The organism is Sulfitobacter sp. M39 (assembly GCF_021735935.1).
Taxonomy (GTDB): Bacteria; Pseudomonadota; Alphaproteobacteria; order Rhodobacterales; family Rhodobacteraceae; genus Sulfitobacter.
Genome location: NZ_WMDZ01000002.1, coordinates 52,043 through 73,309 on the forward strand (window position 1 = coordinate 52,043; position 21,267 = coordinate 73,309).

25 protein-coding genes are annotated in these 21,267 nt (G+C 60.2%); 17 read left to right on the plus strand and 8 right to left on the minus strand.

What is annotated here, in order from left to right; genetic code table 11:
- Window positions 1-66 precede the first annotated feature (66 nt).
- A complete protein-coding gene (locus tag GLP43_RS15215) occupies window positions 67-948 on the minus strand; it encodes a recombinase family protein (RefSeq protein ID WP_237280023.1) in 882 nt (293 codons plus the stop codon).
- 245 nt (window positions 949-1,193) lie between these two features.
- Here GLP43_RS15215 and GLP43_RS15220 point away from each other — a divergent pair, with 245 nt between their 5' ends.
- A complete protein-coding gene (locus GLP43_RS15220; RefSeq protein WP_237280024.1) occupies window positions 1,194-2,246 on the plus strand; it encodes a hypothetical protein in 1,053 nt (350 codons plus the stop codon).
- Between the two features lie 173 nt (window positions 2,247-2,419).
- Here the strand turns inward: GLP43_RS15220 and GLP43_RS15225 are convergent, their stop codons facing one another.
- Together GLP43_RS15225 and GLP43_RS15230 are read right to left on the minus strand one after the other, a co-directional pair.
- Entirely contained in the window at window positions 2,420-3,739 is a 1,320-nt protein-coding gene (locus tag GLP43_RS15225; protein WP_007120628.1) for an MFS transporter, read from the minus strand.
- 8 nt (window positions 3,740-3,747) lie between these two features.
- Window positions 3,748-4,008, minus strand: a complete 261-nt coding sequence (locus GLP43_RS15230) for a metal-sensing transcriptional repressor (protein WP_007120627.1) — start codon at window positions 4,006-4,008, stop codon at window positions 3,748-3,750.
- A gap of 501 nt (window positions 4,009-4,509) precedes the next feature.
- Here GLP43_RS15230 and GLP43_RS15235 point away from each other — a divergent pair.
- From GLP43_RS15235 to GLP43_RS15285, 12 genes are all read left to right on the plus strand, one after another.
- The gene (locus GLP43_RS15235; RefSeq protein ID WP_009820205.1) at window positions 4,510-5,238 is read left to right on the plus strand and encodes a HupE/UreJ family protein; all 729 of its coding nucleotides are present in this window, start codon (window positions 4,510-4,512) and stop codon (window positions 5,236-5,238) included.
- Between the two features lie 17 nt (window positions 5,239-5,255).
- Window positions 5,256-5,879 (plus strand): hypothetical protein, encoded by a 624-nt coding sequence (locus GLP43_RS15240; RefSeq protein WP_007121517.1) that lies wholly within the window; start codon window positions 5,256-5,258, stop codon window positions 5,877-5,879.
- Between the two features lie 655 nt (window positions 5,880-6,534).
- On the plus strand, window positions 6,535-7,974 hold the full coding sequence (locus tag GLP43_RS15245; RefSeq protein ID WP_075571762.1) for a multicopper oxidase family protein: 1,440 nt from the start codon (window positions 6,535-6,537) through the stop codon (window positions 7,972-7,974).
- A gap of 40 nt (window positions 7,975-8,014) precedes the next feature.
- Window positions 8,015-8,470, plus strand: coding sequence for a DUF411 domain-containing protein (locus GLP43_RS15250; RefSeq protein ID WP_009820203.1), 456 nt, complete (start codon window positions 8,015-8,017; stop codon window positions 8,468-8,470).
- A gap of 66 nt (window positions 8,471-8,536) precedes the next feature.
- A complete protein-coding gene (locus GLP43_RS16350; RefSeq protein WP_272903307.1) occupies window positions 8,537-8,671 on the plus strand; it encodes a hypothetical protein in 135 nt (44 codons plus the stop codon).
- A 149-nt stretch (window positions 8,672-8,820) separates the two neighbouring features.
- Window positions 8,821-9,246 (plus strand): c-type cytochrome, encoded by a 426-nt coding sequence (locus GLP43_RS15255; protein ID WP_090270163.1) that lies wholly within the window; start codon window positions 8,821-8,823, stop codon window positions 9,244-9,246.
- Entirely contained in the window at window positions 9,243-9,839 is a 597-nt protein-coding gene (locus GLP43_RS15260; protein WP_237280025.1) for a DsbE family thiol:disulfide interchange protein, read from the plus strand. The genes GLP43_RS15255 and GLP43_RS15260 overlap by 4 nt, the downstream gene beginning before the upstream one ends.
- Window positions 9,836-10,348, plus strand: a complete 513-nt coding sequence (locus tag GLP43_RS15265) for a TlpA family protein disulfide reductase (protein ID WP_007121403.1) — start codon at window positions 9,836-9,838, stop codon at window positions 10,346-10,348. Before GLP43_RS15260 ends, GLP43_RS15265 begins: the two co-directional genes overlap by 4 nt.
- A gap of 82 nt (window positions 10,349-10,430) precedes the next feature.
- Window positions 10,431-10,721 (plus strand): hypothetical protein, encoded by a 291-nt coding sequence (locus GLP43_RS15270; RefSeq protein ID WP_007121402.1) that lies wholly within the window; start codon window positions 10,431-10,433, stop codon window positions 10,719-10,721.
- Window positions 10,721-11,425, plus strand: a complete 705-nt coding sequence (locus GLP43_RS15275; protein WP_045685125.1) for an SCO family protein — start codon at window positions 10,721-10,723, stop codon at window positions 11,423-11,425. The genes GLP43_RS15270 and GLP43_RS15275 overlap by 1 nt, the downstream gene beginning before the upstream one ends.
- Complete coding sequence (locus tag GLP43_RS15280) at window positions 11,422-11,913, plus strand: hypothetical protein (protein WP_007121400.1); 492 nt, start codon at window positions 11,422-11,424, stop codon at window positions 11,911-11,913. The genes GLP43_RS15275 and GLP43_RS15280 overlap by 4 nt, the downstream gene beginning before the upstream one ends.
- Entirely contained in the window at window positions 11,910-12,650 is a 741-nt protein-coding gene (locus tag GLP43_RS15285) for a cytochrome c biogenesis CcdA family protein (RefSeq protein ID WP_040652296.1), read from the plus strand. Before GLP43_RS15280 ends, GLP43_RS15285 begins: the two co-directional genes overlap by 4 nt.
- Here the strand turns inward: GLP43_RS15285 and GLP43_RS15290 are convergent.
- The 5 genes from GLP43_RS15290 to GLP43_RS15310 form a co-directional block, all read right to left on the minus strand.
- Window positions 12,647-13,756 (minus strand): permease, encoded by a 1,110-nt coding sequence (locus tag GLP43_RS15290; RefSeq protein WP_007121398.1) that lies wholly within the window; start codon window positions 13,754-13,756, stop codon window positions 12,647-12,649. The genes GLP43_RS15285 and GLP43_RS15290 overlap by 4 nt on opposite strands.
- Window positions 13,757-13,843: 87 nt before the next feature.
- Window positions 13,844-14,608 (minus strand): MauE/DoxX family redox-associated membrane protein, encoded by a 765-nt coding sequence (locus tag GLP43_RS15295; protein WP_197089315.1) that lies wholly within the window; start codon window positions 14,606-14,608, stop codon window positions 13,844-13,846.
- A gap of 22 nt (window positions 14,609-14,630) precedes the next feature.
- Window positions 14,631-15,500: a DUF305 domain-containing protein gene (locus GLP43_RS15300; protein ID WP_237280026.1), complete on the minus strand. Its 870-nt coding sequence runs from the start codon at window positions 15,498-15,500 to the stop codon at window positions 14,631-14,633.
- A 107-nt stretch (window positions 15,501-15,607) separates the two neighbouring features.
- Window positions 15,608-16,027, minus strand: a complete 420-nt coding sequence (cueR, locus tag GLP43_RS15305; RefSeq protein ID WP_007120891.1) for a Cu(I)-responsive transcriptional regulator — start codon at window positions 16,025-16,027, stop codon at window positions 15,608-15,610.
- Window positions 16,028-16,046: 19 nt separating this feature from the next.
- On the minus strand, window positions 16,047-18,554 hold the full coding sequence (locus GLP43_RS15310) for a heavy metal translocating P-type ATPase (protein ID WP_007120890.1): 2,508 nt from the start codon (window positions 18,552-18,554) through the stop codon (window positions 16,047-16,049).
- Between the two features lie 138 nt (window positions 18,555-18,692).
- Here GLP43_RS15310 and GLP43_RS15315 point away from each other — a divergent pair, with 138 nt between their 5' ends.
- The 4 genes from GLP43_RS15315 (at window position 18,693) to GLP43_RS15330 (ending at window position 21,257) form a co-directional block, all read left to right on the plus strand.
- Entirely contained in the window at window positions 18,693-18,902 is a 210-nt protein-coding gene (locus GLP43_RS15315; RefSeq protein ID WP_007120889.1) for a heavy-metal-associated domain-containing protein, read from the plus strand.
- Window positions 18,903-19,076: 174 nt separating this feature from the next.
- Complete coding sequence (locus tag GLP43_RS15320; protein WP_237280027.1) at window positions 19,077-19,499, plus strand: hypothetical protein; 423 nt, start codon at window positions 19,077-19,079, stop codon at window positions 19,497-19,499.
- Window positions 19,500-19,572: 73 nt separating this feature from the next.
- Window positions 19,573-19,794 carry a hypothetical protein gene (locus GLP43_RS15325; protein ID WP_237280028.1) on the plus strand — a complete coding sequence of 74 codons (222 nt, stop codon included), beginning with the start codon at window positions 19,573-19,575 and terminating at the stop codon, window positions 19,792-19,794.
- The gene (locus GLP43_RS15330) at window positions 19,794-21,257 is read left to right on the plus strand and encodes a TolC family protein (RefSeq protein ID WP_007120887.1); all 1,464 of its coding nucleotides are present in this window, start codon (window positions 19,794-19,796) and stop codon (window positions 21,255-21,257) included. The genes GLP43_RS15325 and GLP43_RS15330 overlap by 1 nt, the downstream gene beginning before the upstream one ends.
- The last annotated feature ends 10 nt before the right edge of the window (window positions 21,258-21,267 follow it).

Sequence of the window (21,267 nt, forward strand, 5' to 3'; positions counted from 1 at the left end):
TCTTAAACGCAAGATGTACTCGATTCACATAGGCGGTTTTGCTTCCAAAGAACGAATCTGAGTCTCTTAAATCATTCCCAGACTCTCGGCTCGCTCCAACAGCATCTTGACCGATGAGGGCTGCCATCTCGTTCGGCCACGGGGCGTGCGTTCGCGCATAGATTCCAGCCGTTCACAGATCGCTCGAAGCGTGATGTCAGGATCTGCGCCCTTGATGCCAGCAATAATGGCGGGCAGGCGGTCGTCGGTTTCGCGGCGCCCGGCGCGGGCCAGAACCTCGGCAGGCAGGAAGCCGTCGCGGACATATGCCTTCACAGCGCGCAAGAGACGGCTTTGGGTCCAGCGACGCGCCTCGGGCAAGGGGCCGTTGATGATGCGCAACACGTCTTCCCAGGCCAAGTCGGGGCGCAACCGGCGCACATGGGGCACCCAGTCTTGTGCCGTCTCGTTCAGGCGCTCCATGTAGCCGTCCTGTCTTGCCAGCCGTACCTTACGAAGAGCGGCAGGGTCTTTGGCGCGCAGCCCAGGGTTCCCGCCCACGCGGCCCTTTGTGCGAGCGCTGGCGAGGCCGGCCTTGGTACGTTCCCGGATCAGGGCGCGTTCGAACTCGGCCGCGGCCCCCAGCACTTGCAACGTGAACTTGCCCTGCGGGGATCCGGTGTCGATGGGGTCGTGAATGGAACGAAAGAACGCGCCCTTGGCCTCCAGCCGCTCGATCACCTCCAGCAGATGCGACAGGGATCGCGCAAGGCGGTCGATCCGCACGACCACCAGCGTGTCGCCCTTGCCGATGCGCTCCAACACCCGCGCCAGCACCGGCCGCGCACGATTGCCGCCCGAGGCCTGTTCTTCATGGATCTCGGCGCAGCCCACGGATTTCAGGGCCTGCGTCTGGGGCAGGGGGGTCTGATCCTCGGTCGAGACCTGAGCGTAACCTATCAGGGGCATCAAAACAGTCTTTTTGCAGTTTTATGTATCGCTAATAAACGACCGTTTGTAGACAGATGCAAGGGCGTGCTCTGTGGCGCTGTTCATCAAAAACCACTTGGTTTTCTATACGCTGAGCGCGATCAGAGAGATGTCGCAGAACACCGCGCGCTCGTGCTGTAAAAGTTGTGCAGGCGCACCCTGACAAAACACTTTGGTAAAAGGCAAAAGTGCGGTATTTTGCATACATGAAGACTCAAGTATCTATGCAGTATGATATTTTTTACGATCCTCTTGTGAATGCGGAGGGGCTTGAAGAGACGTCTGAGGACGACCTGTGGTTCCTGCCCGGTCCGATGGACGAGGAGCCAGATTATCTGCCGCCCGGACCTAGGGCAGAGCTTCGTGAAACCGCAGTCCTCGACGATTGGCGGAAGGCAGAGGCGGGCAATGCCGCGCGTCTCGCCCGTGTGGCTGGCCGGATCGGCGCGCTGGACGACCGGCTGCGCCGTGGCCCGAAAGGTTGGCGGCACAGGCTCGCGCTGATGGAGGCGGCAGACCTCAGCTGGTTTGTAGTAGGCGACCGAATTGGCCCGGATCGGCTGGCGCTCTGGAAATCCATGCGCTTGTCCGGCGTGCAGGACGACACCGCGGCGCTCGCGCGTGTCGGATGGGCAGTGCGGCGTCTTACAGGCGGCCCTGGACCGGAAGTGGACCTGTCCGCCTTCCTCGACCGCCGCGACCCCGAGAACCTCGGCGTTGAAGCCGAACCGTTCGCGGATCGCGCGGGCGGTTGGCTCGATCTCATGGCGCAAGCCGCCGATCTTCACCCAATCACGCGCGCTTGCATGGGCTTCCATCTCTGGAGTCTCGCGGGCCTCGGGCAGCACGGCGACCGGATGGAAGCGGCGGTCACAGCCGCACGGATCGTGGCCAGTGAGGGCAAGGGGGCGCTCTTCGCGCCTTTGGCCATCGGCGGGGCAGGAGGATTGCGCTCCGGTGGCCCACCCGCTGACCGTCTGTCTCGTTGGCTTGACGGGATGGAGACCGCATGCCTGACCGCAATGCGTCACCTCGATGATATCGAGGCATGGTCGGCGAGGGCGGAAGCCGAGATGAGCCCGCTTTCCGGCCGCACGCCCCCGGCCTTGTGCGCGGTACTTACCGAATGGCCGCTCGTGTCCGCTCCGATGGCCGAGGCCCTGATCGGCGCCAGCCGGGCTGCCGTCCAGCGCAACCTTGCTTGGATGGAAGCGCGTGGTCTGATCCACGAGATGACGGGGCAGGGGCGGTATCGGATGTGGAGGGTCGCAACTTAAGCCGTGCTCTTTGTCGGGGGGCCGACAGTTTATGTTAGAGTCAACGCTTCTGTCCGCCAAACTTGCAGAGAATTCGCGCATCGAGCCCACTTGGATGAATTTTGCTCGAAGCACGAATGTCCGCATGGATAAAAACGAACCGCCCGTGTCCAGTCTTCGTCTCTTGCTGCGGCTTATAAATGCGTGGCCCAGCGAGGATGGCTCTCGTCAATGATCAAGGCATGGCTGTGCCTGCGATGTCCCCTTAGGTGGGGATGGTCGAGTGGCAAATTATCGTGGGTGTGCTCAAGCTCAACGGGATCGCCGGACGGCCAGAGTTTCAGCGCTGCGAGCATTCCGAAGGCGGCGATGAGGGCCAGTCCGATCAGTGCGGGAACGACACCATAGACCGTCAGCAGCCATCCCGACAGCGGATAGGTCACAAGCCAGCAGGCGTGGGACAGCGCGAATTGCGCCGCGAAGAGTGCCGGGCGGTCCCCGGCGTGTGCGGAACGGCGCAGCAGTCGGCCAGAAGGGGTGAGGACAGCGGAATATCCGAGCCCCACCAGCAACCAGGCTGTCAGAAGGATGGACCAGCCAAGGCCCGCTCCAAGGACCGTCAACGCCAGACCGACCAGAGTAGCCACCATCAGCGTGGCTCCGCCGAACATCACGGGCCGGTCCGGCAACACATCGAGAACACGCGGCAGGACCAGCGCGGCGATCATCGACCCTGCGCCGAAGGCGAACATCGTCCAGGCCAGAGCACTTTCCGAAAGACCGAGCGAGCCGCGCACAAGAACGACGGTATTGACCAGCACCATCGCACCTGCCGCCGCCGCCGCGAGGTTCAATGCCAAGAGCCCGCGCAAGCGGGGCGTGGCCAGATAGATGCGGATGCCGCGCGTAGTGCGGTCATAGACACCGCGCGGCTCGGATGGGCGGGGACTGGGCAGCACGACCGAAACAACCAGAAGGGCCGATGCGGCGAAACCGAGGACCGTGCCGAGGAAAAGCGAATTGTAGGACATCACCGCGAGCAGAAGGGCCGCCAGCGTCGGGCTGACGATGTTTTCCAGATCGTAGGCCAGCCGCGACAGCGACAGCGCGCGGGTATAGCGCGCCTCTTCGGGCAGAACGTCCGGGATCGTCGCCTGAAAGGTCGGCGTGAAGGCGGCGGAAGCCGATTGAAGAAGGAAGATCAGGACGTAGACCTGCCAGACCTCGGTCACGAAGGGCAGTGCGAGCGCGACACCGGCACGCACCAGATCGAGCGTCACCAGAAGCGCGCGGCGCGGCACGCGGTCTGCGAAAGCCCCTGCAATGGGCGCGATGCCCACATAAGCAACCATCTTGATGGTGAAGACTGTGCCGAGGACCAGCGCCGCCCCGTCGCCCGAAAGATCAAAGGCGAGCAGGCCGAGTGCGACTGTGGCGAGTCCGGTACCCAGAAGGGCTACGACCTGTGCCAGAAACAGGTGCCGATAAGTGCGGTCGGAGAGAATATCGAGCATGGTCAGCCTCAGAGATATCGGGCGATCGCCCGCAACTCGGCCCGATCAGTTTCAGAACTTTCAACGTCGATACAATGGTCCATGTGATCATGGATCAGCGCACGCTTGGCGTTCGTCACGGCCTTTTCGACCGCTTGCATCTGCTGAGCAATCTCCAGACAGGGTTTGCCCGCCTCGATCATTTCGATCACGGCGCGCAAATGGCCGTCAGCGCGTTTCAGCCGGGCGACAAGGGCGGGATGGGTTGCATGGACTGGATGTTTTGTCATAAAGTAGTTCTATCCCCCCCGGGAGGATAGAACAAGATGGTGCCACGACGCACCACGCTAGAGACGGGCAGACGGGCAGATCCTATGGATACCTTGAGGACAGTTGTAAACGCCGCGTTTGCGACACTCTTATGTTTGGCCGTACTCCTCTGGTCTGTGGTGCCCGCAACCTCGCACGCACCCTCAGTCATCGGCGTCCTTCAAGAGCACGCAGAAATGGTTGCTGAGCACGGTCATTCGCATGGACTGGAAGAAGACCTCGCCTGGGCCATGCATGGACATAGCCATGACAGCATCGATCACGATCACAGTCAGGCGGTCGTGCCTGGCCCCGACCGATCGCCGCACCCGCTCGATATTTATAGAGCCGCATGGCCGTTGAGTTCGGCCACGTCGAACACCTTGCAGACATACCAAATCGAAAGACCTCCGCGCGTCTGATCGACTGCGTGCCAACAGCGCGCTGCATTCGATCATCAACACATATGCGGAGTTCAATCCATGAATACAGTCCACCAGGGCTGGACCGATCCCGGCATACGCCGGATCGTGATCCTGTCCTTCATTGCCCTTTCGGCGCTCGTCCTGGGTGCGGAAAACGCTCTTGCCCATGCCGTCACAGAAGGTGACGCAGGCTATATCCAGGAAATCTGGGGGGTGAACATCATCCCCTTCATGTATCTCGGCGCCAAACACATGGTCACGGGATACGATCACATCCTGTTCCTGCTCGGCGTCGTCTTCTTCCTCTACAAGATGAAGGATGTAGGCATCTATGTCAGCCTCTTCGCCCTCGGGCACTCGACCACGATGCTGGCCGGTGTCTGGTTCGGCTGGGGAATCAACGCCTACATCATCGACGCGATCATCGGCCTTTCGGTCGTCTACAAGGCGCTCGACAATCTCGGGGCTTATCAGCGCTGGTTTGGGTTCCAGCCGAACACCAAGGCCGCAACGCTGATCTTCGGCTTCTTCCACGGCACGGGCCTGGCCACGAAGATCCTAGACTACGAGATCGCGTCAGAGGGCCTACTGGCCAATCTTCTGGCGTTCAACGTGGGCGTCGAGCTTGGCCAGATCATGGCGCTTGCCGTGATCCTCATCGTCATGGGCTTCTGGCGGAAATCCCCAAGCTTCTTCCGCCAAGCCTACACCGCCAACGTCGTCATGATGTCCATGGGATTCATCCTCATGGGCCTGCAAATCACCGGCTACTTCGTAGCCACCTGAGAATTTAGGAGACCAAAATGTTTAACGCAAAAAAACCGAGCCTTGATGAGCTTCCCAGCTCCGCGCAGCTTATCCGTTCCACTGCCATTGCGGCGGCCAGCGCCGTTGCGATCCTTGTGACCGTCGTGCTGCCTGCCGAATACAACATCGACCCGACCGGGATCGGCGGGGTTCTCGGGCTGAGCGAGATGGGTGAGATCAAAGCCCAGCTTGCGGAGGAGGCCGAAGCCGACAGGCTGTTGGAGATCGAAGCCGAAGAGCAGTCGAGCCTTATGAACGATATCTTTGGACTTTTTGTCGGCACGGCATATGCACAGGAGGCCGAAATCTGGCGTGACGAAACCACCTTTACGCTTGCACCCGGCGACAGTGCCGAGTGGAAGCTGGTCATGGAAGAGGGCCAGACGGTGGAATACCGAATGCTGGTCGATGGCGGTCGGGTGAATTTTGACATGCACGGCCACGGCGGCGGCAATTCGGTGACCTATGAAAAGGGCCGCGGTTCGACGGGCGACGAGGGCGAGATCATCGCGGCATTCGACGGCGAACACGGATGGTTCTGGCGGAATCGGGACAGCCAGCCCGCAACCGTGACTGTCCAGGTGCGCGGCGAATACACCGAATTCAAAGACGCAAGTTGACACAAGGGCAGCCACCCGCATGAAAAGATGCGGGTGGTTGCCTGGCTCCGAAACAGACCTTGGATGAGTCCGCAGTCTCGCCTCAGATTTTCCCCCGAAACCAACCTCGGGCATCTTTTGGCCAATCAGTGAGTACCCGCGTGGCAATGTCACGCCTATGTTACGGGATACTTCTTGACCTCCCCCTACTGGAAGCTTGCATAAGGATCGCATGATCTGCGTTTTCCGCCTCATTTTGATTCTTGCATTGAGCTTCGGTGCCGTGGTTGCGCCGGATGTATCGGCAGCGAATGCGGCTGAGGCAGCAATGGCTCAGATGGTGGGCGCTGAAAGCGGGGACGACCATTGCGGCGGATGCGATCCGATCGGATTTGCTGACGGGATAACCTGCGAGGGTGGGTGTACAGTCCCTTGTGGCGCGGGAACTACGGCCGGTATCGTAGCTCGTACGTCAGCGATGACGCTTGAGATGGCCTTCGGTGTTGTCATCCCGGTCGCGGGACCTGTGATCCCGATTGGCGCGGTTCCCTCCCTTGATCCATTTCCTCCCAAGCTGCCTGTCTGAACCTGATAGCGGCCTCGCTTGTTGCGGGGCCTGACCGTTGCCTTGGCCGAAGCTGGCTGAGTGCGACCCTTTCAGATCAAGGCAGAAGTAATGACCCTCAACAGACTGATTTCACGACGGCACGTGCTGCGCACCGGTGCCGCTTTCACGGCCATATCCACTCTGTCACCGGCACGAGTAGCGATGGCAGGTCCGACAGAGGACCCATTCTTGCTACGCGCTGCGGCCGGACAAGCCGCCCTGCGACCGGCACCCTACGGCCCTACCGACGTCTGGAGCTACAACGGATCCCTCCCCGGCCCCGAGATCCGGGTGCGGCAGGGAGACCGAATTCGGGTTCTGGCCCGGAACGGGCTAAATGAGGGGACGACGGTCCACTGGCATGGCATTCGCACACCCAATGCGATGGACGGTGTGCCGTTCCTGACACAGGACCCGATCCCGGTCGGTGGCGAGTTTCTCTACGAATTCGATGCGCTGGACGCAGGTACATTCTGGTATCACCCGCACCAGCGCAGTTCGGAACAGGTCGGGCGCGGGCTTTACGGGCCGCTGATCGTCGAGGAAGCAAACCCGATCCGCGTGGATCGCGATTTGACCTGGATGCTCGATGACTGGCGGATGACCGGCGACGGACAGATTGCGACAGATTTCGGAAGCCGGCACGACGCGATGCACGGCGGTCGTATCGGCAATTCCGTGACGATCAACGGCCAGATCCCTGACCGTATCGCGGTGCGATCCGGGGAACGCATCCGCCTTCGGCTGGTCAATGCAGCGAACGCGCGGATATTCGGGCTGGATTTCGGGGGGCTTGCGCCGGTCGTGGTCGCTCTGGACGGTCAACCCGTGTCACCTCATGTACCAGACGATGACATCGTGGTGGTCGGTCCGGCCATGCGTGTCGATCTGGTGATTGATATGACCGGCAAGCCCGGAGAGAGCCTGACCATCACCGATGTCTTCTACAGGGATCTGGAATACCGTCTGGTCGATCTCGCCTACGGGCCGGATCGGTTACGGGACGCGGTCCCGGACTGGTCGATGGAACTGCCACCCAACCCGCTGGCCGAACCCGATATGCAAGCTGCCACGCGGCATCAGATCATCTTTAATGGCGGCATGATGGGGCAGATGATGATGGGCGGCGGCATGGGGTCCATGATGGAGCAGATGCGCGAAGGCAACATGTGGTTCATCAACGGCAAAGCAGCAACGGGGCACATGATGGATCCATTGCTGGTCCTGCCGCAGGGCACGTCGCATGTGCTGCAGATGGACAATCGCACCGCGTGGCATCACCCGATGCATCTTCATGGACATTCGTTCCGTGTGATCACACGGAACGGGCAACCGACACGGCATCGCGAATGGCAGGACACCGTCCTGATGGCACCGGAGGAACGGGTCGAGATCGCCTTCGTGGCGGACAATCCGGGAGACTGGATGTTCCATTGTCACATCCTGGAACACCAGGCGGCCGGCATGATGGGCATCATACGTGTCGATCCTGGCACGACCAAAACCTGAAACAATCTCACGTAACGATCACCACGAAAGGAAAGAACCGATGAAGAAACTAATTGGACTTGCCAGTCTTGGCACCGCAGGTGCTGCCGCTGTCCTTGCAATGAGCCTGAATGCCGCGCCTGCAGCAGCGCAAGAGGCCACGCTCTACAAGAACCCGCAATGCGGATGCTGCGAGAGCTATGCGGACTACCTGCGCGAGAATGGCTTCACGGTCGAGGTAAAGCCGACCCATGATCTGGCTCAGATCAGCCGTGATGCAGGTATCCCGGACGATTTCCAGGGCTGCCATACGACCTTTCTGGGTGACTACGTCGTCAGCGGTCATGTGCCAATTGATGTCGTCAACAAGTTGCTTGATGAGCGCCCGGACATTGCCGGTCTGACACTTCCCGGCATGCCGTTGGGATCGCCGGGTATGGGGGGCGCGAAGCAGGAACCGTTCAAGATTTACACCGTCGAAGAAGGTGTGAACCCGACCGTCTATGCGGTCGAATGATTAATTGCGCGGACTGGTGCGATCCCGTGCCTGACCGGTTTCAAGGGAAAACAAAGGATGAAGTGCATGATGATGGATGGTGGAATGATGGGTGACGGCATGATGATCGCGATGGGACTGGTTTGGTTACTCATCGTGGCGGTGCTGGTGCTCGCGGCAATCGCCTTGGTCAAATACATCCGCTCGGACAGCGGAAAATAGAAATGCGCCAAGATGCGGAATGAGGGCGACAGCAACGGCGACGGCCTGTTGTCGATGGGGATTGGTCTGGGGGCGTGCGTCCTGCTTGTCGTGGCATCGATAGTCGCACTCTCGTTGTATTTGGATAGCCAGAAGAAGGCACAAGCGACATGAAAAACACCATTAGGCTCGCCGCGGTCTTGCTCGCCACAACGGTCTCTCCCGTTTCGGCGGAGAGCGACTTGCGCATGGGCGAGCGTCTCTATCAGGAGAATTGTGCCAGTTGCCATGGCGCAAACCTGGAGGGGCAGCCTGATTGGCGCACCCGATTGCCGAACGGCAGATTGCCTGCCCCGCCGCATGATGCGTCGGGTCATACCTGGCATCATACGGACCGCGTATTGTTCGACATCGTGAAACGCGGACCGGCGGCGATTGTCGGGGCCGGTTATGAAAGCGACATGCCCGGATATGAGGGCGTACTGACAGATGACGAAATCACGTCGATCGTCGACTACATCAAGAGCACCTGGCCCGACAAAGAACGTGCCTTTCAGAGTGAGCGGACCCGCGAGGACCAGCAAGCACAGCCATGACCAGCTATCGTGACAATATGACTGTTCCCACGCCCCGCCGGAGAAATCTCGGCTTTGTGCTGGCGCCCGTCGTGGCTTTGGCCCTTATGGTCCTGTTTGGCTGGGGGCTTTTCAGCGAGGGCGATGATCTGCCGTCCGCGCTTATCGACAAGCCTGTACCGGAGTTTGCACTCGCTCCGGTGCTCGGCCGCGAGGAAGGTCTTTCGACGCAGGACCTGATCGGCCATGTTTCGCTGGTGAACGTCTTTGCCTCGTGGTGTGTGCCCTGCCGCGCCGAACATCCGCTATTCATGGAATTGAGCGCCACGGGCGAAGTGCCGCTCTACGGGATCAACTACAAGGATCCGCCCGAACAGGCGCGCGCCTGGCTAGACGAACTGGGTGATCCCTACACCCGCATCGGGGCCGACATAAACGGACGTGCGGGCATCGAGTGGGGTGTTTACGGCGTGCCTGAAACCTATGTCATCACTTCCGACGGCACCATTGCCTACCGCCATGTCGGCCCCATCACGCGAGCGATTCTGGAGGAAACCCTTTTGCCGATCGTCCGTGATCTGAAAACCCAAGCCGGCAAGGAGCCAACGCCATGAAATATCTCAAAACGGCGCTGCTCGTCTGGGCATTGTCCGTCGGCACGGCGTTTGCCGGGCCGCAAGGCTTCGCACTGCACGACACGCCGCAGCCGGTGATCAATGTGCGCTACGAGACCGAGGACGGCAGCCGTGGGGACATGGAGGATTTTCGTGGCAAGGTGATCCTCGTGAACGTTTGGGCAACCTGGTGCGTCCCCTGCCGGGAAGAGATGCCGACGCTGGATGCACTTCAGGCGGAACTTGGCGGCGACCGTTTCGAGGTTGTCGCCCTGTCCATCGACAGGGCCGGGTCGCCCGTCGTGCGGCGGTTCTACGACGAGATCGGTGTCAACAATCTCAAGATGTATGTCGACAAGACCATGCTGTCGATGACCGCGCTGCGCACCGTCGGTCTGCCGACAACGATCCTGATCGACGCGCAGGGGCGGGAGCTTGGGAGACTGGTCGGCCCGGCCGAATGGGATGATCCCGAGATGGTCTCCTTCTTGCGAGGCTTTATCGAATAAGCGCCCCTGAAAGAGCGCCGCCCGCCCTTGACCGCCCAGTTATCAGAATGACCAGTACTCAAACTTCAGAAGGATTTTCCGGATGACCGACATATCATCTTCCAACGATGCGGGTGCCGCCGACATCGAAAGCGCAGGCAACTGGCCCCGGTGGTTGACGCGCAGACGACTGCTGTTCGTCGGTGCGGCAACCGTTATGGGCGGCGGCATGGCGCTGAACTGGGGATGGCTCACCGCGATCGGTCTCGCGCCTGTCTTGGTTTCGCTGGCACCCTGTGCCGCGATGTGCGGGCTCGGTCTGTGCATGAAGGGCGGGTCCGGCGGGAAATGCGACGATGCGGGTGGTGGCAAGCCCGATCAATCCGAAAGGTGATGCAGTTGATTGTCTATCTGACCCGGCGCGCCGCCTTGGCGACATTTGCGGCCACGATCGCCTTTCCGGCCTCCGCCGATCATCCGGGTGAAAATCTGGATGCCCGGATGTTCGAGATGGAGCCATACTTCCAGGCCATCGACGCGGCACAGGCCCCGGATTTCGAGTTGCAGAATGCGGAGGGCAATCCTGTGCGCTTGGCGGATTTCAGCGAAAGGGTCGTCATCCTGCATTTCATCTACGCCAACTGCCCGGATATCTGCCCGCTCCATGCGGAAAAGATCGCGGCGGTCCAGGCTTCGATCAACGACGGGCCGATGAGGGATCTGGTGCAATTCATCTCGATCACAACCGATCCCGTGAATGACACGCCGGACGTTCTGCGCGACTACGCGGACCGGCATGGGCTCGATCCGAGCAACTGGGTCATTCTGACCAAACGGCCCGATCAGAGCGACGACGCGACGCGCCTTGTGGCGCGGGACTATGGGCTCGAGTTCACCACGACCGCCGACAGCGACATGATGATGCACGGTGCGGTCACCCATGTCGTGGATATCGGCGGGCGGTTCGCCGCAAAGTTCCATGGCATGGATTTCAAGAATGTGAACCTGATCCTCTATGTCAGCGAGTTGATCAACAATGCCCAGCATCGACGCCGGGAACGCAGTTGGTGGGACCGGGTGACAGGGGTGTTTCAATGAGTGTCACCGCGACTGGCGTCATGCCATCTTCGGCGGATGGAATATCCCTGACAGCGCTACGTCGGTATTTTTCGGTAATCATCCCGGCCAATCTGATCTGGGAGTTCGCCCATATGCCGCTCTACACGATCTGGAACGAGGGCACCTGGGGTGAGATCGTCTTCGCCGCGGTTCATTGCACGGGTGGCGACATCCTGATTGCCATGAGCGCGCTGGTGCTTGCCTTGATGCTGACCGGCCGTGGCTGGCCCTTCGTGGCTCCGACGCGACGCTCGGTAACCGTCCTGACGGTGGTGTTCGGGTTGGGATATACGCTGTTCAGCGAATGGCTCAACATCGTGATCCGCGCGGCTTGGGCCTATTCGGACCTGATGCCGATCATTCCGGTCCTCGATGCAGGGCTGTCGCCCGTGCTGCAATGGATCGTAATCCCGCTGATTGCCTTCTGGTGGGCGGCGCGACCCTTCAGCGCCGAGCATAAAGCATGATGGATATTTCCGGCATCGGCATCTTCGCGGCCTTTCTGGCGGGGGCCATTTCCTTCCTGTCACCCTGCGTCCTGCCACTGGTTCCGGGCTATGTTTCCTACATCGCAGGCCAGCCGGATTTGCGCACGACGCGATCGGTCGGCCTGCGGGCACGCGCCGGGGCACTTGGCCTAAGCACCTGCTTCGTTCTGGGGTTCTCCACGGTCTTTGTCGCGTTGGGGGCCGGGGCCAGCGCGCTCGGGTCGTTGCTGCTGACTTGGCGCACTGAGCTCAACTATCTGGGCGGGGCGATCATCATCCTGTTCGGACTGGTCATGCTGGGTGCCTTCCGTCTGGAAGCGTTCTCGCGTGACACCCGCTTCACACTCGACATTCCGGGGGGTCGCCCGCTTGGAGCCTACGTCCTGGGCTTGGCCTTCGCCTTTGGATGGACGCCCTGCATCGGGCCGATCCTCGGCGCAATCCTGACGCTCAGTTCGACATCCGGCGGTATGTCGGACGGCATCTGGCTGTTGTCGATCTATTCCGCAGGGCTGGGCGTGCCGTTCCTGCTGGCCGCGCTGTTCACCGACGCCATCGCCGCACGGGTCAGACAGATCGGCAAAGCCGGTCGCTGGCTCTACAAGGGCGCGGGCGTCGCCATGATCATCATGGGCGTTGCCATCATGACCGGCCAATTGTCCCGGTTTGCCTACTGGCTTCTGGGAACCTTCCCATTCTTGGCCTCAATCGGTTAGTCTTCCTCGGCATTCCTGATGTGAAGCCAGATCAGTGCTGACCCGATGACAAGAAAGATCAGGTTGAGGAAGAACGTGTAATCGATGCTGAACCGGACCATTTCCTGAAGCGAAGGCCGCTCGGTCGGGATCATCCCTACGAGAGCGAACAGGTAATGCACCGTAATTCCCGCAGCGACCATGCACAGGTACAGCAAGCCTGAAAGATAGAGCGCATACTGCCAGCCGTAATATTTTGCGTGCACCCATATCACCGTGGCAGCAACAAGATCGGCTCCGAGAAAGGCGATCACGCCTCCGAACGACGCATCACGCGACCAGAGCATCGCAGCCAGGGGGACATTGCCCATCGACCCGATGAAGGTGAAGAAGGCCACGACCGGTGCCACCAGCGCGTTTTCAAGAACGATCAGGAAGCCCGGCGCGTCCTGCGCACCGCCATCTCCGACCAGAAAGATCGCGTTCCAGAAGCTCTGCGGCACAAAGACGGAAATGAAACCCGCGACCGTGAAGCCGAAGAGGATCTCCTTCCAGACCATCTTCCATTCCATGAAGAAAGCGCGGGCGATCCGGTCCCATCCTTCGCGGGACAGCAGTTTGTCGCGGAACGAACCCTTCATGGTCTGGTCCCTGTCCATACCTTCGTCGGACTGGGCCTTCTCCGCATGCTCTTTTGCGCTTTCGACAAACGACCTTGGAAGCCATATCAGGGTGAGGGCATAGGCGTAGATCGTCATCAGGATGCCAAGCATGAAATTTGCCACCATGAATTTCCAGCCCAGCAGGACCAGAAGGACGATTCCAAGCTCGATCACCAGATTTGTCGATGAAATCAGGAAGGCGATCGAATTGACCGGATGCGCACCCTTCACGAGGATCGAACGCGACGCGGCAAGAGCCGCGAAGGAACAGGACGATGACACAAACCCAAAGAAGCCGGCAATGCCTGCCTTCCTGGCACCACGGTCGCCAAGAACACGCGCCATCTGATCCCGTGTCACGAAAATCTGGATGCCTGCGGAGATGATATACCCGAAGATGAGCGCCCAGAGCGCCTTCCAGAGCATGCCCGCCCCGGTCGTGAATGCTTCGATTATCTGGTCCATTCAGCTTGACCCTTTTTCGCAGTGCTGTCCGACTTGCGCATCTATCGGGAGAACGAGTCCGAGGGATATGAAAACGGCACCCGCCTTTCAGCCGATCAGATAGACCCTGATCGGCATCCAGATCCCCATGACCATCATCATCAGGTTCTCTGTGAGCGAGACAAAGCCGAGCGGTACGTTGCTGTCGCCGCCGACGCAGGCGCACTTCAATTCACGCTTGTCGATATAGACCGCCTTGAAAACCGATACTGCGCCAACAGTGCCGATGAACAAGGCCACCGGTGCCGAAAGCCAGGTCAGCGCCCCGGCGACCATGAGGATACCTGCGAAAGCCTCTCCAAACGGATAGATCTTGCCATAACGCACCCACCGACGCGCCAGCAGGTCGTAGTTCAGGAACATGGTCGAGAAGCTCTCGACATCCTGAAGTTTTTGTACCGCCAGAAAGCACATCGAGATCGAAATGAACCATTCCAGCCCGCGCAGGGTGAAAATGTTCTCGAAGCTGTACCACGACAAACCGAGCGCCATCAGGAACGCGACGGCAAAGATCGTGATCACCGGCTGGTAGGACGTGTCCGAGCGTTCGTCTTCCGGCGCATCGATGCCGAAATGGACCCGAAGGTCGTCATATCCGCCTATCCGCTCGTCCCCGATCCAGGTTTGCGGGGTGGTTTCGACGCCGTGCTCTTCCATGAACGCGTCGGTTTCCTCACGCGTGGTCAAAGGGTGATCCTCGACTTCGAAACCCTTGCGCTCCAGCAGGTCCTTGGATTTGAGCCCATAGGGACAGAGGTGGTCGGGCATCACCATCCGGTAAAGCTTGGCTGTCTGGGTTGTGTCTCTTGGCATGTCATATCCTCCGTTTCAGGGTTCAGGCGTCGCAGCCATAATAGCCGCGATAGCCTGCCCGCAGGCCGGCATCGAGTTCGAGCACGAGGTTGGCGTCCTGCACTTCACCACTGTTTTCCAGCGCCGCAGCCCCGTCCGGCGCACTGAGGCTTACGGACATTCCTTCGGTGCTCAGGGTGCCGGTTGCGTCGGTTGAACCAAGACGCACCAGGTCGCCGCTGATCTTTGCCAGCGCCGCCGGGGCACCGTCGATCTGTCCTGTGGCAAGCACAGGTTTGCTGGTCGTCGTATACTTGAAGGTGCAGATGGCCCCATCCGGGAAAAGCTGCGCGATCTCATCGCCAGTCAGGAATTCCAGATCAAGGATGGCGATTTCGGCGGATGAGAGTGCCTCGTTCAGATCGACGATGCGGGCTGAACCATCCAGACCCTCATCAGCCGCGTCACCATTCGTGTCGATGTCATTCACCAGATACCGCATTTCGGCGATTTCTTTGTCTTGGGCAAAGATGATCTCGTCAGCCAGTTTGCGCACCCGAGGGTCAGAAATGTTGGCGCGGCTCGATGTCATGATCGCGATCGAATGGTGCGGGATCATTGCCTTCATGTAGCTGGTATCGCCCACGGTCACCTGGCTCCGGACCAGCCAGAGGGATCCGGCAAACACCACGGCGCCGCCAATAAAGATGGCAGCGTTGATCGCCTTGCTGGAGTACATTGACAGCATGAAGCCCAGCATGATGATCGCCATTATGGCCCCCATCAGCACGGCCATATAGGCGCGTGTTTCGGACCAGAAGATATGGCTCAGCAGATAGGTGTTGAGATACATCAGGATGAACATCACCACCGTGGATGTGGCGATCATCGCGAAAAAGCGTAGGTATGTCATTGGCGACCTCCAGTCTCGAAAAATTGATGTCCTATAGAAGGAACAACATTGCTGCGCTGGAATGTTCCGTAGTTTTCGGGAAAGTTCGGCTTTTGCAGACGTCAGAGCTACCCGGACGCCTTGCTGATACTGCCCGCCTTTTGTTCCATCGCCAGATCGGCCAAGATGGGGCAATCGGGGCGGTGATCACCCGCGCATGCATCCACAAGATGCGACAGCGTCGCGCGCATTTCGGTCAGTTCGGCGATCTTGCTGTCAATCCGATCAAGATGCTCTTCGGCAATCTGCTTTACCTCGGCACTGGCGCGGTCAGTATCGGCATAAAGCTTCAGCAGGCTCCGGCAATCCTCGATGGTGAATCCAAGGGCCCGTGCCCGGCCGAGAAAGGCCAGCTTGTGCACGTCGCTTTGCCGAAAGCTGCGATAGCCATTTGAACTGCGCAGCGGTTCGACAAGACCGATGTCTTCGTAGTAGCGGATCGTTTTGGCGGGAAGGCCGGAAAGGTCGGCCACATCTCCGATGTTCATAATCGTTTCCTCCTTGAGTTCATTCAGCTGGAATCGGGGATGCCGAGGCTTCGGAGACGGGGCGCGCCGTTTCGTCCATCGCCGGGCGCACGCGGCGCAGCCGCAGCGCATTCGTCAGCACGAAGACAGAGCTGAGAGCCATCGCACCTGCTGCCAGAACGGGTGAGAGCAGAAGTCCTGACACCGGATAAAGCACGCCCGCCGCAACCGGGATCAGGGCGACGTTGTATCCAAATGCCCAGAAAAGGTTCTGACGGATGTTGCGCATGGTGCTCCGCGACACCTCGAGGGCGTTCACGACGCCGCGCAGATCGCCGGACATCAGCACCACATCTGCGGATTCGATGGCCACGTCTGTACCGGTGCCGATGGCGATACCCACGTCCGAATGGGCAAGCGCGGGTGCGTCGTTGATCCCGTCGCCAACGAACGCGATGCGCTTGCCCGCGCCGCGCAGATCGTCGAGCGCCGCCACCTTACCGTCGGGCAGAACGCCAGCGATCACATGGTCGATGCCGATTTCGCGGGCGATAGCCTCTGCCGTTTCGCGCTTGTCACCGGTGATCATGGCGACCTTCAGTCCCTGTGCGTGCAAGGCGCGGATTGCAGCGGCGCTGGACGGCTTCACCGGATCGGACACCGCGATGACGGCGGCGACACGACCGTCGATCGCCGCGAAAAGTGCGGTGCGGCCCTGTTCGGCCAGCCGACGCTCCTCGTCGGCCAGATCGCTGATTGTCAGCCCCTCGCGGGTCATCAGGCGGTCGGCCCCGACAAGCACCTCGCGGCCCGCCACTTTTGCCCGCACGCCGTGGCCGGTGATGGATTCAAAATCCTTAGCGTCATGCCGCGCGACGCCCTCGACCTTTGCCGCGCGCACAATCGCCTCGGCGATCGGGTGTTCCGATTGCGCCTCGACAGCGGCGACAAGCGTCAGCACCTCGGTGCGGTCAAAGCTGTGCACAAGCACGAGATCGGTCAGTTCCGGGCGGCCCTGGGTCACCGTTCCGGTCTTGTCCAGCGCCACCACATCCACGCTGGATAGCTGTTGCAACGCGTCGCCCTTGCGGAAGAGCACGCCCATCTCGGCGGCACGTCCCGTGCCGACCATGATCGACGTTGGCGTGGCAAGACCCATCGCGCAGGGGCAGGCGATGATCAGCACGGATACGCCAGCCACCAGCGCAAATGACAGCGCGGGCGAAGGACCGACCAACAGCCAGACAATCACCGTCAACAGCGCCAATGCCATGACCGCGGGCACGAACCACAGGGTGATCCGGTCCACCAGCCCTTGGATCGGCAGCTTGGCGCCCTGCGCCTCTTCGACCATCCGGATGATCTGGGCCAGCGTCGTGTCGGCACCCACACGCGTCGCGCTAAACCGGAAGGCACCGCTGCCGTTGACGGTGCCGCCGGTGACGGGATCGCCCACGGATTTGGCGACCGGCACCGGTTCGCCGGTGATCATACTCTCATCCACACGGGCACTGCCTTCGGTCAGCTCACCATCCACTGCGATCCGCTCGCCAGGGCGCACGATCAGAATGTCGCCAGCGACGATGCGGTCGATGGCCACATCCTGCGGCTCCCCGTCAACCAGCATACGGGCCGTCTTTGCCTGAAGGCCCAGCAGCTTCTGGATCGCAGCCCCGGTCCGGCCCTTTGCGCGGGCCTCCAGCCAGCGGCCCAGAAGGATCAGCACCACGATGACGGCCGCTGCCTCGAAATAGACCGCGCGCGATCCCGCGGGCAGCAGCGTCGGTGCGAAAAGCGCCACAAGTGAATAGATGTAGGCCGCCGATGTGCCAACCGCGACAAGGCTGTTCATGTCCGGCGCGCCTTTCAACAGTGCCGGGAAACCGCGTGTGTAGAAAGCACGTCCTGGCCAGAGCAGGACTGCCGTGGTCAACACGAACTGGATCATCCAGCTGGCCCGATGGCCGATGGTGTCGCCGATGAGACCGTGCATCCCGGGGATCAGATGTGCGCCCATCTCGAGCAAAAATACGGGCAGGGCGAGGGTCGTCGCCACGACAGTCCGGCGAGCCAGAACCCGTGCCTCTTCGTTCTTGCGGGCTCCTGCGTCTTCCGATGAACTGTCTTCGGCCCGCGTGGCGGGGTAACCCGCGTCGCTGGCCGCCTTGATAAGGTCGGCAACCGCGACTGCGCCCTCCAGATAGCTGACAGTAGCGGTTTCCGAGGCCAGGTTGACGTTCACGTCCAGCACGCCCGGCAGCACTGCCAGTGCCTTGTCCACCCGACCGACGCACGAGGCACAGGACATAGATGAAATGTTCAGACGTACGCTCCGGCTCCGGGCCGGATAGCCGATCTCCTGAAGGGTCGTGGCGATTTCGGCGATGCGCTCCGGTGCGTCGATCTGCGCCTGGGCGGTCTCTCTGGCGAGATTGACACGGACATCGCTGACCCCCGGCAGAGCCGTGAGGCCACGTTCCACGCGCCCGACGCAGGAAGCGCAGGACATGTTTTGCAGGGAAAGCCGAAGGGTGCGCGGATCCGACATGAGAATCTCCTTGTTCTGATACTCCTGCAGATAGGGCCTCCAGTTACTGGAAGGTCAACAGGCATGTAGAATAAAATTCTGGCCATTGACCTTCCCGCGCCGGAACGCCTTACATGCATGTCGTCAAAGGAGATTGCGATGTTCAAATTCAGCGTACCGAACATGAGTTGCGGCCATTGTACCGCTTCCATCCAAAAGGCCATTATGGCGGCCGACCCAGATGCAACGGTTTCGTGCGATCTGACTGCACGTATCGTCGACGTCGACAGCACTCTGGATGAAACTGCATTGGCCGCAGCGATCAGCGATGCGGGCTACAGGTCTGAGAAGCTGGCAGAGGTTCAGTAGCCAAGATGCGTCAGCAACGCTCCGCTGGACGGAGATAGTGGCTCTCTCTCTATGTCGCTGATATGCAGCACTCTCTGACAGCAGCGGCCAAAACTCGCCTGTTTCAAAAAAAGCGACAAACCTTCCTGCGCAGGACGGATTGACTGTACTGCACAGGTCTCCGATGTTCGCGGCATGAGCTTTCGAGTTTTCATATCAAGCTGGTCAAGGGTGTTTACGTGCATTGCGTTTGCGCTGGCATTGGTATTGTCACCACCTTCTGCCGCTCACGCGGCATCCGGCATGCATGACGGACATCAAGCCAAGTCTGTTGGTGTCGTTGGTGCTGCCATGACTCATGACACCGGAAGCGATGCGCATCACGCGCATGAGACGCTTAGGGTCGCAAGCGACATTGACATCGCAGCGTCCGACAAGGATGGCAAAGAGCAACAATCTCAAGAGTGTTGCAACGGCATCTGTATTTCTGTCGTCTTCATCGAAGACACTAGGATCAGAGCAGAGCCGGTTGGTACAAGTGAATATGTCATTCTGGACGGTCAAACGTATTCGGTAGAAACAGCAGGGTTTCTTCGGCCCCCTCGATTCTTGATCTGAACCGGCGCCCAAATCGGGTGTGAGCCTTGCGCAGATTCTGCGTGAGACAACGTTCACCAATCAGGTTACTTTCATGAAAATTCATATACTTATGGGGGCTTCGGCCCTCGGGCTTGGCGCATGCGCCTATGAGCCCACCCCGTTGCCGTCCGTCGCGACCCAACAGGCCGTCGTCAACACGGCAGTTTCATCGCCGATCAGCTATCAGGACCCCTTGGCGGGCTACACCTATCGCGGCCCTACAGGTCCCCGCGACTGGCGTTCCGTCAATCAAGAACAGACGGAGGGCAACTGATGCGGGTATCGAAGTTTCCGCTGGTTTTCGGCTTTCCGCTAATCTTGGGTGCCTGTGCTGCAGCTGTACCGGGCATCTACACGGAACCAAAAGCTGGCTTTGCCAACATTTCCAGCCAGGTCACACCAGCCATCGGCAAACGGACAGCCTTCGCCGAAACCCAGGCCGAAAACGAGGCCTTGAAGAAGCAGGTGCACGCAATGGTGTACCGCAAGACCATTTCGGCGGACACCGCCGTTCAGGTCGCGCTTCTGAACAACAAAGGGTTGCAGGCGTCCTATGCGAACGTTGGCCTATCGGCCGCAGAGGCCTGGCAGCAATCGACGCCGGAAAACCCGATCGTGTCGATTGGTATACTGGGCATCGGTGCGCCCGAACTGGGTGCCTACAGGGCGATCGAGGGACTGATCCGGTCGAACGTGCTCGATGCCACCACTCGCAAGCAGCGTACGGCCATTGCAGACGCAAACTTCCGGCAGGCTCAACTGAGCGCCGTGAACGACACACTCGCACTGGCCAATCAGACGCGGAAGGCATGGGTCGATGCCGTAGCCGCCTTCGAGGCTGTGAGTTATCTCCGCCGTGCGAAGGCGACGTCTGACGCCGGATCGGAATTGGCTATGAGGCTGGGTGAGACCGGCGCACTCAACAAAGCTGGACAGGCCCGCGAGCAGGCATTCAATGCCGAACTCGCTGGACAACTTGCCCAGGCACGATTGAGTGCTACCCGGTCCAAGGAGGCTTTGACCAGGCTCATGGGGCTGTGGGGCACCGAAGTCGACTATTATGTGCCCGATGCCCTTCCTGCGCTGCCGCGTTCCGTCGGCCGTGTGACTGACATCGAAGCGAAAGCATTGCGAAATCGGGTTGATCTGCGCGTTGCCAAACTTGGCCTGGAAGCACAGGCCAAGGCGTTTGGTCTGACTGATCAGACTCGCATTATCAGCGATCTCGAATTCATTGCCGGGTTCGAAGCGGAGCGGGAAATTGAGGACGGAGAAACGGAGACCGTGACCACCCCTCAGGTGGAGGTGGAGTTCGCAATCCCGATTTACGACACCGGGAAGGCACGGATGCGCAAGGCGGAATTGTCGTACCTGCAAGCAGCTAACGTGCTGGCAGAAAGAGCCGTCAACGTGCGGTCCGAAGCGCGTGGTGCTGAAGCCTCCTATCACGCCGCGTATAAGATCGCCCGCCACTATCGCGACGTTCTGGTGCCGCTACGCACGACCGTCGAAGAAGAGGGGCTGCTGTCTTATAACGGCATGATCACCAACACTTTCGAGCTGCTGACAGACGTGCGCGAGAAACTGGGCGCATCACTGGAAGCGGCAAACGCAAAACGCGAATTCTACATGGCACAGGCTGATCTGACCGCTGCGATCTATGGCGGCGGCGAAGGCGGTGGCGGTGCTGGTGGAGAAGGCGCGACACTTGCCGCCGGTGGCGGCGCAGGACACTGAAAGGAACTGA

Coding starts and splice junctions, on each gene's coding strand:
- GLP43_RS15250 (WP_009820203.1), top strand. CDS start 8,015: ATGAAGAAACTAATTGGACTTGCCAGTCTTGGCACCGCAGGTGCTGCC.
- GLP43_RS15235 (WP_009820205.1), top strand. CDS start 4,510: ATGAATACAGTCCACCAGGGCTGGACCGATCCCGGCATACGCCGGATC.
- GLP43_RS15225 (WP_007120628.1), bottom strand. CDS start 3,739: ATGCTCGATATTCTCTCCGACCGCACTTATCGGCACCTGTTTCTGGCA.
- GLP43_RS15295 (WP_197089315.1), bottom strand. CDS start 14,608: ATGCCAAGAGACACAACCCAGACAGCCAAGCTTTACCGGATGGTGATG.
- GLP43_RS15285 (WP_040652296.1), top strand. CDS start 11,910: ATGATGGATATTTCCGGCATCGGCATCTTCGCGGCCTTTCTGGCGGGG.
- GLP43_RS15300 (WP_237280026.1), bottom strand. CDS start 15,500: ATGACATACCTACGCTTTTTCGCGATGATCGCCACATCCACGGTGGTG.
- GLP43_RS15290 (WP_007121398.1), bottom strand. CDS start 13,756: ATGGACCAGATAATCGAAGCATTCACGACCGGGGCGGGCATGCTCTGG.
- GLP43_RS15215 (WP_237280023.1), bottom strand. CDS start 948: ATGCCCCTGATAGGTTACGCTCAGGTCTCGACCGAGGATCAGACCCCC.
- GLP43_RS15320 (WP_237280027.1), top strand. CDS start 19,077: ATGAGCTTTCGAGTTTTCATATCAAGCTGGTCAAGGGTGTTTACGTGC.
- GLP43_RS15315 (WP_007120889.1), top strand. CDS start 18,693: ATGTTCAAATTCAGCGTACCGAACATGAGTTGCGGCCATTGTACCGCT.
- GLP43_RS15310 (WP_007120890.1), bottom strand. CDS start 18,554: ATGTCGGATCCGCGCACCCTTCGGCTTTCCCTGCAAAACATGTCCTGC.
- GLP43_RS15255 (WP_090270163.1), top strand. CDS start 8,821: ATGAAAAACACCATTAGGCTCGCCGCGGTCTTGCTCGCCACAACGGTC.
- GLP43_RS15325 (WP_237280028.1), top strand. CDS start 19,573: ATGAAAATTCATATACTTATGGGGGCTTCGGCCCTCGGGCTTGGCGCA.
- GLP43_RS15275 (WP_045685125.1), top strand. CDS start 10,721: ATGCAGTTGATTGTCTATCTGACCCGGCGCGCCGCCTTGGCGACATTT.
- GLP43_RS15230 (WP_007120627.1), bottom strand. CDS start 4,008: ATGACAAAACATCCAGTCCATGCAACCCATCCCGCCCTTGTCGCCCGG.
- GLP43_RS16350 (WP_272903307.1), top strand. CDS start 8,537: ATGATGATGGATGGTGGAATGATGGGTGACGGCATGATGATCGCGATG.
- GLP43_RS15245 (WP_075571762.1), top strand. CDS start 6,535: ATGACCCTCAACAGACTGATTTCACGACGGCACGTGCTGCGCACCGGT.
- GLP43_RS15330 (WP_007120887.1), top strand. CDS start 19,794: ATGCGGGTATCGAAGTTTCCGCTGGTTTTCGGCTTTCCGCTAATCTTG.
- GLP43_RS15265 (WP_007121403.1), top strand. CDS start 9,836: ATGAAATATCTCAAAACGGCGCTGCTCGTCTGGGCATTGTCCGTCGGC.
- cueR (WP_007120891.1), bottom strand. CDS start 16,027: ATGAACATCGGAGATGTGGCCGACCTTTCCGGCCTTCCCGCCAAAACG.
- GLP43_RS15260 (WP_237280025.1), top strand. CDS start 9,243: ATGACCAGCTATCGTGACAATATGACTGTTCCCACGCCCCGCCGGAGA.
- GLP43_RS15280 (WP_007121400.1), top strand. CDS start 11,422: ATGAGTGTCACCGCGACTGGCGTCATGCCATCTTCGGCGGATGGAATA.
- GLP43_RS15270 (WP_007121402.1), top strand. CDS start 10,431: ATGACCGACATATCATCTTCCAACGATGCGGGTGCCGCCGACATCGAA.
- GLP43_RS15220 (WP_237280024.1), top strand. CDS start 1,194: ATGCAGTATGATATTTTTTACGATCCTCTTGTGAATGCGGAGGGGCTT.
- GLP43_RS15240 (WP_007121517.1), top strand. CDS start 5,256: ATGTTTAACGCAAAAAAACCGAGCCTTGATGAGCTTCCCAGCTCCGCG.